Origin of the sequence: Vibrio sp. MA40-2 (assembly GCF_047302445.1) — a bacterium.
Classification (GTDB): Bacteria; Pseudomonadota; Gammaproteobacteria; order Enterobacterales; family Vibrionaceae; genus Vibrio.
In genome coordinates this window covers 1,323,133-1,335,251 of the sequence record NZ_CP178628.1, presented here as the reverse complement: position 1 = coordinate 1,335,251, position 12,119 = coordinate 1,323,133, and the positions used below count along the sequence as shown (strand labels likewise).

Sequence of the window (12,119 nt, the reverse complement as noted above, 5' to 3'; positions counted from 1 at the left end):
ATTAAAAGAGCATAAGTTAGAAATAGAGAGAGATGTAATTTACAACAAAATGTTGTCATTTTCTTTCTTATGTACTTAAAACCGTAACCCAATATTTAGAATGTAAACATACTTACCGGAGAGTATCTTCCATGAAAAAGACCAAAATCGTATGTACGATTGGCCCTAAAACTGAATCTGTAGAGAAATTAACGCAACTTGTTGAAGCAGGCATGAATGTAATGCGCCTTAACTTCTCTCACGGTGATTTTGAAGAACACGGTACACGTATCAAAAACTTCCGTTCTGTAATGGAAGCTAAAGGTAAGCAATTGGCTATCCTTCTAGATACTAAAGGACCAGAAATCCGTACCATTAAACTAGAAGGCGGAAATGACGTTGATCTAGTAGCTGGTCAAGAATTCACATTCACAACCGATACTAGCGTTGTGGGTAACAAAGACGTTGTTGCTGTAACTTACTCTGGTTTTGCTAACGACCTTACCGTTGGTAACACTATCCTAGTTGACGATGGCTTAATCGAAATGGAAGTTATCGCAATCACTGATACTGAAGTTAAGTGTAAAGTTCTTAACAACGGTGCTCTAGGTGAAAACAAAGGGGTTAACCTTCCTGGTGTTTCAGTTAAGCTTCCTGCACTTTCTGAAAAAGATAAAGCAGACCTTAAGTTTGGTTGTGAGCAAGGCGTTGACTTTGTTGCTGCTTCTTTCATTCGTAAAGAAGAAGATGTTAAAGAGATCCGTGAGCTTCTAAAAGCTAATGGTGGTGAAAGTATCCACATTATCTCTAAAATTGAAAACCAAGAAGGCGTAGATAACTTTGATTCTATCCTTGCTGCTTCTGACGGTATCATGGTTGCTCGTGGCGATCTTGGTGTTGAGATCCCAGCAGAAGAAGTTATCTTTGCACAAAAAATGATGATCGAAAAATGTAACCGTGCTCGTAAAATGGTTATCACTGCAACTCAAATGCTTGATTCAATGATCCAAAACCCACGTCCGACTCGTGCCGAAGCGGGTGACGTTGCTAACGCAGTAATGGATGGTACCGATGCGGTGATGCTTTCTGGCGAAACAGCGAAAGGTAAATACCCTGTTGAAGCGGTAACTATCATGGCTCAAATTTGTAACCGTACTGATGGCGCATTAAAAGCAGAGCTTGGTGATCGCCTAGACAGCCCACGTCTACGTATTACAGAAGCAGTATGTAAAGGTGCAGTAGATACAGCTGAGAAACTAGCAGCGCCTCTTATCGTTGTTGCTACTGACGGTGGTAAATCGGCACGTTCAGTTCGTAAATACTTCCCTACAGCAAACATTCTTGCATTAACTACTAACAAGAAAACCGCTGCACAATTAGTATTAACTAAAGGTGTTCGTCCAATCGTTGTTGATTCTATCTCAAATACCGATGATTTTTATGTAAATGGTAAAGAGATTGCACTAAGTACGGGTCTTGGTAAAAAGGGCGATATCGTCATTATGGTTTCAGGAGCACTTGTTGCTTCAGGCACAACCAACACCGCTTCTGTACACGTACTGTAAGTCGTGACTAATTATAAATCGTTACTTTACTAACTATCAGTTATTACTAATCATAATTTGTTACTAACTATAGTTAAAACTTACGTTTTATTTTATCGCTAGATATAAAAAGAGAGCTTAATTAAGCTCTCTTTTTTATTTGAAAGTTAAATGCTTTGCCAAAGCAATAAACCAATTGAATAGCGACGAAACTAAGCCTTCAAAGCACGTTCGCCACGAGCGATACCGACAATTCCGCTTCTAGCTACTTCAACCACTTCCGTGACATCTGAAATCGCGTTAACAAAAGCATCTAGCTTCTCACTGTTCCCTGTTAATTGAACCGTATATTGAGTTGGAGTCACATCCACAATTTGACCACGGAAAATATCCGATGTTCTTTTCACTTCTGTTCTAGCAAAACCGCTGGCTTTCACTTTAACTAGCATAAGTTCACGCTCAATATGCTCACGCTTAGTCACTTCTTGTACTTTAAGTACATCGATAAGTTTATGTAGATGCTTTTCAATTTGTTCAAGCTCCAAATCATCACTGATCGTGGTGATATTTAAACGAGACAAAGTTTCGTCATCGGTTGGAGATACCGTCAGTGATTCAATGTTATATCCACGCTGAGAGAATAGGCCAACAACACGAGAAAGAGATCCTGGTTCATTCTCAAGTAATAGTGAAATTATATGTTTCATTATGTTCTCTCCGTTTTGCTTAACCACATTTTATCCATCGCTTCACCTTTAATTTGCATTGGATATACGTGCTCGGTTTCATCTACCGTAATATCAACAAATACCAGCTTATCTTTCATATCCAAGGCACGTTTTAATTCAGACTCCAACTCATCTGGTGAAGAAATTCGAATTCCAACGTGACCGTAAGCCTCGGCAATCGCAGCAAAATCGGGAACAGAATCCATATAAGATGATGAATGTCGGCCTTGATAAATCATATCTTGCCACTGCTTAACCATACCCAAGAATCGGTTATTTAGATTAATAATTTTTACTGGGATGCCGTATTGTAAAGCAGTAGACAACTCTTGAATGTTCATCTGGATACTGCCATCGCCAGTAACAATTACAACTTCTTCCTCTGGCATGGCGAATTTAACCCCCATTCCTGCAGGCAAGCCGAACCCCATAGTGCCAAGGCCACCAGAGTTTATCCAACGACGCGGTTTATCAAATGGGTAATATAATGCAGCAAACATTTGATGCTGGCCAACATCAGAAGCAACATAAGCATCACCATTGGTTAGTTTATAGAGCGCTTCAATAACTTGCTGTGGCTTAATTTTATCGGGTGATGTTTGATATTCTAAACATTTACGGTCTTGCCATGTTGATATCTCATTCCACCACTTATCAATTACTTCAACATCATTGTTACTTTCTTGCTCATCTAGTAATTTCAACATGGCATTCAGCACAACATCGGCAGAACCAACAATAGGTAAGTCAGCTCTTATTGTTTTAGAGATCGAAGATGGATCAATATCAATATGCATAATTTTGGCGTTCGGGCAGTATTTTTCAACATTATTGGTGGTTCTATCATCAAAACGAACCCCTACACCAAAAATCAAATCTGCGTTATGCATGGCCATATTGGCTTCATAAGAACCATGCATTCCAAGCATACCTAACGAGTTTTTATGAGTTCCCGGAAAAGCACCTAATCCCATAAGTGTACTAACTACCGGTAAATTCAGTTTTTCTGCAAGCTGTAACAATTGATCGTGACATTCAGAAATAATTGAACCACCACCAACGTATAGAACTGGTTTTTTAGCCGCTAACAAGGTTTTTAAACCTTTCTTTATCTGCCCTTTATGTCCTGATGTGGTTGGGTTATATGATCGCATTTTAATCGATTCTGGATATTCATAAGGGAATTTTAATAAAGGATTAAGCATATCTTTCGGTAGATCGACAACGACAGGGCCAGGTCGACCAGTTGAGGCTAGATAAAAAGCTTTTTTGATAATTTCAGGAATCTTCTTCGGGTCATTCACTAGAAAACTGTGTTTAACGACAGGGCGAGATATTCCGACCATATCGCATTCTTGGAATGCATCATTACCGATCAAAGTACCTGGTACTTGTCCAGAAAGAACCACCATTGGCGCAGAATCCATATACGCTGTAGCTATACCAGTAATCGCATTAGTTGCACCAGGGCCAGAAGTCACAAGCACTACACCTGTTTTACCTGTTGCTCGAGCATAACCATCTGCCATATGCACAGCAGCTTGCTCATGCCTAACAAGTACGTGTTCTATGTCACTTTTTTCGTGTAGTGCATCATATATATCGAGAACTGAGCCACCTGGGTAGCCAAAGATATGCTCAACGCCTTGGTCAAGTAGTGAGCGAACAACCATATCCGCGCCGGATAACATTTCCATTCTATTGCCTCCTAATACGTCCAATCAACCTTTGCCGATAAGCCCAAAGTCGTCGTCTGTGGCGTGTAACCAAAGACCTACTGATTGTCGTATTACATAGTTAGGGCTTATTCGTAGCCTAAAATACTGCGCTTTTAACGTTAGAGCTGAACTCTAGTAGTTTCGTTTAAAAGTGCAATAATCCATGAATTAGTACAAGAAATTCTCTTCTACTGTGAGTCTAATTTCGGACTTATCGGAGAGGAAATCAAGAGTAAAAGAGAAAAAAAAACATAAAGTAGGCCAATGCAAGTAAATCAGCAGTAAATTCCGCATATAATGAACTTATCAATAAAATAAAGGATTTTATATTTTGTAGGACAATTAAAAAGCCCATTGATTTTGCTAAATCAATGGGCTTTAATCACAAAACTTATTAATCAGATTATTGGCTACGAACCACTGCTATCTTTTTTCTTTTCGGTATACATATCTTCAATTTCGACTTCATACCTTTCATGGATAACTTTTCTACGTAATTTTTGTGTTGGTGTTAATTCACCTTTATCCATAGAAAAAGCTTTTGGCAACAAAGTGAATTTTTTCACTTGTTCAAATTTAGCGAGATCTTTTTGCAGCATTGCGACTCGTTGTTCAAGCATCTCTACAATATGATGGTGTTTTAGTAACTCCAGCCTATCTTTGTATTTAATGTTCAGTTCATTTGCGTACTCTTCGAGAGACTCAAAGCTCGGGACAATTAACGCTGAAACAAATTTTCTAGTATCGGCAATAACGGCAATTTGTTCAATGAAATGGTCTTTACCAATCGCGCCTTCTACCACTTGCGGAGCAATATATTTTCCTCCCGAGGTTTTCATTAATTCTTTAATCCTGTCAGTGATAAATAAGTTACCACTTTCATCGAACTCACCGGCATCACCTGTCTTAAGAAAGCCATGCTCATCAAACGTATTGGCGGTTTCTTCAGGCATTTTATAATAACCTCGCATGACAGTTGGGCCTCGAACTAAAATTTCATTGTTCTCGCCAATTTTAACCTGAGTACCCGGCATGGTTACACCAATTGAATCTGGATTGAATATATCGTCATCCCAGCATGAAACCGTTGCAGTTGTTTCGGTCATACCATAACCAAGCTTTACATTAAGCCCAATTGCATGAAAAAAACGACCGATAGTTGCATCTAATTTTGCTCCACCACATGGCATAAACTTAATATTGCCACCAAGTAAAGATCGCAGTTTGGCCAGAACCACTTTATCTGCTAATTGATAGCTTTTAGCCAGTAAGTATGAAGGTTTACGCCCTTCTTGCTTACAAACAGAAACTCGGGCACCCATATTTACCGCCCAAGTAAAGACCAGTTTACGATGAAAAGGTGCTCGCGCCACTTTTTCATGTATTGCTGAAAAAATCTTTTCATAAAATCGAGGAACAGCACACATAACCGTGGGACGAATATCGCTTAATGCGTCACGCACTTGCATGGTATCTTGCAGATAACAGTTAGTTGCCCCTTTATAAAGAACATAAAAAGTCCAAGCGCGCTCAAAAACGTGTGAAAGAGGCAAAAAGCAGATAGAGACATCCTGCTCTGTTAGTTCCATTTTTTTGTTGTGAGCATCAAAAGATGCACCAATATTTGCGTAGTCCAACATTACGCCTTTTGGCTGTCCCGTTGTACCAGAGGTATAAATTAGAGTAAATAAGTCATCATTGCTGGCATCATCTAATCGTGATTTCAACGGATCCTGAAACGACTCGGACCCTTGAGATATAAAATCATTCCAATTTAATGCACAAGGGTGTTGTTTTAAGTCAACGTCATCGCACATCACAACAATAAGCTCTAATTTATCGCACTGATCAAATAAATCTAGCGCAGAATCATACTGGGCTTGTTCACCGACAAACAGAACTTTAACGTCAGCATTTTGTAAAATATAGGCCGATTGTTCTACTGTGTTTGTTGGATAAATAGGGACGGTTATTGCTCTTATTTGTAGCGCGGCAATATCAGCAATACTCCATCGAGGCATATTATTGGAATATATACCAACTTTATCTTGAACGTTTAATCCTTGTGCTAATAACGCCAACGAAAGTGAATCGAGCTGCTCACCAAATTGCTTCCAGCTAATTCCTTGCCATATGTCTGCGACCTTGTGGCGAAGAGCGATTCGATCCCCACCTTTTGCAATTTGCTGTCGAATGTTTTTTATGAGGTGAAAATCTTTATTAGCCATTGTCTTTACCTTTGGCTTACACATGTAAGCTTAATCTGCGCACAAGTTTACATTCAGCATTAGAAAAGGCAACAATTGATGGTATTCAAATGTAAGCAAATTAGTAAATTTGTGTATTAAGTTTGATCTCAGATTGTTTTGATAGGATTTAATCGGCTTTTATTTTAGGCCAATAGAAAAACCTTGGCCGCTTTTCAGCTCACCAAGGTTTTATCTAATCGTTAACTATAGGATTTTACAAGCAACTCTCTACTCACAACCTATTTTTACTTAAGAACAATTTTCACTTAAGAACAATTGGCCATTGTTTCACCGCATATAAGCATCAATTGATCACGCATCCATATATGCCCTCTATCCTTTTCACTGGAATCATGCCAACTTAAAAAACCTGAAATTTGTTTATTTTCTAATGGTAAATCAATGATTTTTAAATCAAGCCTTGTCGATAACCTTTTAACCAGCCAACGAGGTGCAACAGTAATCAACTCTGACTGACTCACCACATATAGAACATTGCTCAAACTCGTACCTTCATAACAAGCTTTACACTTAATATGTTTATACGCTTGTCCGGAAAAACTACTCATTCCATTTAATATCGATAACTTAGCGTGTTTTTCTAACAGTAACGATTGTTCTGAAATAAAATCATTTATGCGTGGATGAGTAGAAGCCGCAACAACAACCAGTTCGTCACTAAAAATTTCAGTACTACAAAAACCTTGTTCCTCAAAATTGACATAGTCAATAACGAAGTCAATTTCTTGAAAGCGCATTTTTTCATTCACATTAGCATCAAACTCAGCGTCTACATGTAATTGAATATTGGGGGCAACTGCCGCAATACCTGACAGAATTTCAGGAGCAAAACGCATATCACTTGGACTACAAATAGCAAGTTTGAATAGACGATTTGAAGATTCAGGAGAAAATACAGAACATGGCAATTCATTTCTAACGAGTTGGAGTGCTTGACGTACTGGTCCAAAGAGTTGACGAGCGCGTTGAGTGGGCTGAATACCTCGACCGTGACGCATAAATAATTCATCATTGAACATGACTTTTAATCGAGCGACGGCATTACTGACCGCTGGTTGAGACATATTAAGATTATGAGCTGCTCGGGTAATATTTTGTTCTTGCATAACAGCGTCAAACACAGTTAAAAGATTCAAATCGACACTACGTAACGTCGACTCCATTCGATGGCTAGCCCCAACATTGTTTGATTCATATTTATCTTGCATATGTTTACCCTATAAGGTTTCTATAGCCAAAGGGTAACGGTCGCCACCACAATAGAGCGCTAGAATGTAATTAAGATGTAAGTATTAATAGATAGCTATCAGTCGTTTTAGGCAACTATCTACCAATAGTTCTTACCTTTTCAATAATCTTTATAAATAATTACTTTGATTTACTTTTAATTAAAAATGAAGCATATAAAACAATGCATTATATAAAATCATCAGTGGTTATAAAAATATATAAATAACCCAAGTAAATAAGTTTAACAGCATGTATTTAATTCATGCATATTAAACAGCGGCACGAGAATAGATTAATTGAAATTATATATAGTTAGTAATGGCGTTAAGCAAAATTAATATTTGTTAAATGCCTATTCTGAACATCAAATGTAAATAAAAGATAAAAATGTTAGCAATATAGAGGAAATAATGAAGCTTGGATGATATAGCGAAACTTGGATGATATAGCGATTATTGCGAAATAAAAATAACAACAATGTAGTAAGTTAGGGCAATTTCCATACAGGAAAAGCCCTCTTAATTAGAAGAAATTACGATATTATGTTACTTAATAGCGTGTTATACGGCTAATCTTAAATCAGCGTATAACTAGGAAAGTCGACTTGTTGCCAAAGCTCAGTGCCAAGTGTTTCACTTGAAGTCCAACACCCTTCAAGAACCCAATCGACTATCGCTTGAGCTACATCAGGATAAGTAATACTTTCTGCATCAGCTACATCTAGCCAATCTCTTATCGCTGTAGGATCTAAATACTCCATCGAATGAGCCAAGCCAAGATGCTCTAATGTCGCCACATTGCTTTCTTGTTCGAATTGTCCCGTTAAAGGCTTTAGAAGCAATTTTTTCCCAATAGATAGTGCTTCTGAAGGTAACTCAAAACCGCCATTAGCGATGACACCTTGGCACTGATGCAAATCTTTTTGAAATTCAGTGTGCGATGTTTTTTTGAATTGAATATTTTCGACAGTGCTCTCATCAGAAATATCTGGGTGATAACAAATAAATTTAGTACCGGTAAAACCGAGTAGAACGTCAGTAATATCCTTTACGTTTTCAAATGGTAGGTAAACTAAAACATCGAGCCCCTTTTCTATCGTATTACCATTATTCCTATGCACAATTGGAGGTAATATCGGTTGTCCAAAATGATACCAATGTAGTCCAATATGAAAATCTGAAGGGGCGAAATGCTGAATAATTTTACCGTCTAACCAACGATTACTTTTTTTAGGTACGGTATATCGAAATGCGTTTTGGTGACTAATACCAATACACGGTATTTTTTGCCGCTTTGCTGCCCAAGCTGTTATCGGTTCAAAATCATTAAGAACTAAGTCATAGTCTGAAAGATCAATATTTCTAATCTCTTTTATAACCTCTAATGGCATAGCCGCTAGTCCCGTTTTAAAATAATCGATTTTTCCTTTGTTAGTAACAAAAGTAACACCTTTTCTCGTCTGATAAGAGCCAAACTCTTCCATAGAAAAATACTTATTCTCATCTCGACCAGAAAAAAGAAAATCAACATCAACGTCTCTTTTTTTTAGCGCACATGCCATTGCTCTCGCTCTTGCAATATGTCCATTTCCGGTACCCTGAACACCATATAATATTTTCACTATTTATACCCCAGCGAGTTGAATAGCAAGAGTGGTACTGCCAATACCAAGAACAACTCCTACCAAAACATCTGTCAAAAAATGTACGCCAAGCAATATTCGAGAAATACCAATTAGGCTAGCCCAAAGAAAATAGATAACATAAAATTGTGGATAAAAATGACCTAAAAGAGTTGCCATAACAAAAGCAGCAGCGGTATGACCAGAAGGTAAGCTGTATTTATCCGACGGTGTAATAAATGAAGTTAATTGACTAGAAAGTTCTTCAGGACGCTTACGCTTAAAGCTATTTTTAGCAAACCAATAAATAGGTAGTTCAATGGCAAAAGCTAATAAACCTACCGCAAGAAATACCGTACCTAAATCTTTATCTACCCACCAAGAAATGAGGCCAATTACCCCATATAAATGGCCATCTCCAGTATGAGAGATGGCTTTGCTGACTCGTGCAACATCTTGATTAAATCTATGCTGCAGAAAAAGTAATGAAACGGCCAAATCAAATCTAGCAATCGGTTGTATAGTACGCATTCCATTGTCCTCATAAATAACGTCATGAGACTAATTTATGAGATAAAAATGACAATCAGGTGACGATAATTTATACAAATGATGACAATATTGTATTAATTCTATGACCACGCATTAATACATTCCAACCCTCATTCGGCCAATAGCTATATTATAATTTTCGCCGCAACAACATAACAGCGAAGACCAAAAACAATAAACTAGGTGCAACAGCGCCAACCACAGGTGGAATTTGATAAACCAAACTTAAAGGCCCAAAAAATTCACTGGATATATAGAAGGTGAAACCAGCAATAATGCCGGAAATAATTCTCGCCCCCATTGTCACCGTCCGAAGAGGACCAAAAACGAACGACAATGCCATCAACATCATTACCGCTATGGAAAGAGGTTGCGTGACTTTTCGCCAAAATGCCAACTCGTATCTCGATGCATCTTGTTCGGACGCTTTAAGATAATTAACATAATCATAAATGCCGGATAATGATAATTCTTCAGGTTTCACTGTCACTATATCTAGTTTGTCTGGTTCTATTGTTGACTTCCAATCATAAGTTTTGAGCTTTTCTTTCGACAATTGCACATTGTCTTGCATATAAGTTAATTCAACATTTTTCATTTGCCATATATTGTCACCAACATAGTTCGCTCTTTTGGCATGAATAATGGTATTCAGGCTGTTATCTTGATCAAACTGCCAAACGGTCAATGCTTGCAACGATTCATCGTTAATACGTCCAATATAAATGTAGTTGTTGGAATCTTTAGCCCAAACACTACTGCGAACCGATACTATCGTTCCTCCTGAGATAGAGAATGCACGTAACTCTCTGGCCATTTTAATGGTTTGCGGTGAACCCCATTCACCCAATGCCATCACCATCACCATCAATGGAATCGCTGTTTTTAAAACCGATAGTCCGACATCTAGTTTTGAAAACCCAGAGGCTTGCATCACAGTCAATTCTGAGCTAGAAGCAAGCATCCCTAATGCAATCAATGCGCCTAGTAACGTTGCCATCGGAAAGAACATTTCTATATCTCTTGGTACACCAAGTAATACAAAATAAAGGGCTTGAATAAGATCGTAAGTACCGCGACCAACTTTTCTAAGCTGTTCTACATACTTAATAATGCCAGACAACCCTACGAGTGTAGATAAAGTAAGGAAGGTGGTAGCAATAATAGTCCGACCTATGTAGAGATCTAGGATTTTAAACACGTTTAGCCAGCCTTCTTTGTTTAAAATTATCTATAACACGCCTAACAGGAATACTGTCCATGTAGTTCAGTATAAACCCGGCAAACAGCAAAGAAATATTCACCGGCCACATCCCAATCGACACCGATAAACCACCGCTTTCAATGCCCGACTTACTGGCACTAAGCGCAAGAAAATAAGTCATATAAATCAGTATTGCTGGCCCCATCTTAGCAAACCGACCTTGACGAGGGTTAACAGCAGAAAGAGGAATGACAATAAGGGTTAATAAAGGGATACAGGCAAATAATGAGATACGCCATTGCAACTCTGCTTGGGCTTTTCGCTCAGAATTATTGATTAAACTCAATGTAGGTAAATCATCCCAGTCTCGGCCTTTTTCTTGAACTTCTCGTTGGCCAATAAGTGCATCGTACTCTTCATAATCCGTTATCATATAATCGAGTCGACTTGGTATTCCTTCATATCGAGCACCATCATAAAGAGAGAGGATCTGCCTGCCATCATCAAGCTCTTTGGCCAAGCCAGACTCAGCAATCATCACACTCGGTCGCAGCGAATCTTTAGATACAGTTTGAGCCACAAAAACATTACTCAGTTTTTTATCCTTCAAATCGCCAATAAACACCACTGCCGAACCATCTGGCGTTCGTTGAAATTGGCCTTTTTGCAGAAGATCAACACTATTATCTGCTGACAATTGCTCCATCGTTTCTGCGCGTTTATCTAGCGCCCAAGGCGTTAACCATAAACTATTAAATGCGGCTAATCCGGAGGTAATGAGTGCCAAGTAAAGTGCTGCTTGAACCAGAAATTTATTACCTATTCCAGTTGCATTCATGACCGTAATTTCACTCTCGGCGTATAACCGGCCAAAAGTAATCAAAATTCCGACAAAAATACTTAATGGCAAGATCATTCCTGCCATTGAAGGCATATTCAAAGCCACTAAAGTAATAATCAAGCTCGCAGGAATATCTCCATCAGAAGCTTGAGCAAGAATACTGATAAATTTCTGACTAAGAAAGACCAAAAAAAGTACGAAAAAAATCGCGATTTGGCTTTTGATTGTCTCTCTGATCAAATATCTGACAATAATCACGTTAAAAGACCCTATAGAAAACTTGTTTTTTTGCTTTAATCACTATAATTTCTCGATGAACCTTTTATTTTTCAAATTTAGACCAAATGTTACTTAGGTTAATTCATTTTATTTTAGTTCAAATTAGAACAAAGTAAGTAACGATTATCTAACATTTAGTTCTGTTTGTCTTTA

At 38.1% G+C, this 12,119-nt stretch carries 9 protein-coding genes; 1 reads left to right on the top strand and 8 read right to left on the bottom strand.

Annotated elements, in window-relative coordinates; translation table 11 throughout:
* The first annotated feature begins 131 nt into the window (after positions 1–131).
* Positions 132–1,544 (top strand): pyruvate kinase PykF, encoded by a 1,413-nt coding sequence (gene pykF / locus ACLKML_RS13760; RefSeq protein WP_413285779.1) that lies wholly within the window; start codon positions 132–134, stop codon positions 1,542–1,544.
* Positions 1,545–1,735: 191 nt separating this feature from the next.
* Here pykF and ilvN read toward each other — a convergent pair whose 3' ends face one another.
* The 8 genes from ilvN to lptF all read right to left on the bottom strand — a co-directional run bounded on the left by ilvN (position 1,736) and on the right by lptF (position 11,945).
* Positions 1,736–2,230 (bottom strand): acetolactate synthase small subunit, encoded by a 495-nt coding sequence (ilvN, locus tag ACLKML_RS13755; protein ID WP_413285778.1) that lies wholly within the window; start codon positions 2,228–2,230, stop codon positions 1,736–1,738.
* A complete protein-coding gene (locus tag ACLKML_RS13750; protein WP_413285777.1) occupies positions 2,230–3,948 on the bottom strand; it encodes an acetolactate synthase 3 large subunit in 1,719 nt (572 codons plus the stop codon). The genes ilvN and ACLKML_RS13750 overlap by 1 nt, the downstream gene beginning before the upstream one ends.
* A gap of 431 nt (positions 3,949–4,379) precedes the next feature.
* A complete protein-coding gene (locus tag ACLKML_RS13745; protein WP_413285776.1) occupies positions 4,380–6,197 on the bottom strand; it encodes an AMP-dependent synthetase/ligase in 1,818 nt (605 codons plus the stop codon).
* A 287-nt stretch (positions 6,198–6,484) separates the two neighbouring features.
* Positions 6,485–7,447 (bottom strand): transcriptional regulator LeuO, encoded by a 963-nt coding sequence (gene leuO, locus ACLKML_RS13740; RefSeq protein WP_413285775.1) that lies wholly within the window; start codon positions 7,445–7,447, stop codon positions 6,485–6,487.
* A gap of 596 nt (positions 7,448–8,043) precedes the next feature.
* Complete coding sequence (locus ACLKML_RS13735; RefSeq protein ID WP_413285774.1) at positions 8,044–9,090, bottom strand: MJ1255/VC2487 family glycosyltransferase; 1,047 nt, start codon at positions 9,088–9,090, stop codon at positions 8,044–8,046.
* A 3-nt stretch (positions 9,091–9,093) separates the two neighbouring features.
* Positions 9,094–9,621, bottom strand: coding sequence for a phosphatase PAP2 family protein (locus ACLKML_RS13730; RefSeq protein ID WP_413285773.1), 528 nt, complete (start codon positions 9,619–9,621; stop codon positions 9,094–9,096).
* 151 nt (positions 9,622–9,772) lie between these two features.
* On the bottom strand, positions 9,773–10,843 hold the full coding sequence (gene lptG / locus ACLKML_RS13725; RefSeq protein WP_413285772.1) for an LPS export ABC transporter permease LptG: 1,071 nt from the start codon (positions 10,841–10,843) through the stop codon (positions 9,773–9,775).
* Positions 10,836–11,945, bottom strand: a complete 1,110-nt coding sequence (lptF, locus tag ACLKML_RS13720) for an LPS export ABC transporter permease LptF (protein WP_413285771.1) — start codon at positions 11,943–11,945, stop codon at positions 10,836–10,838. Before lptF ends, lptG begins: the two co-directional genes overlap by 8 nt.
* Between the last annotated feature and the right edge of the window lie 174 nt (positions 11,946–12,119).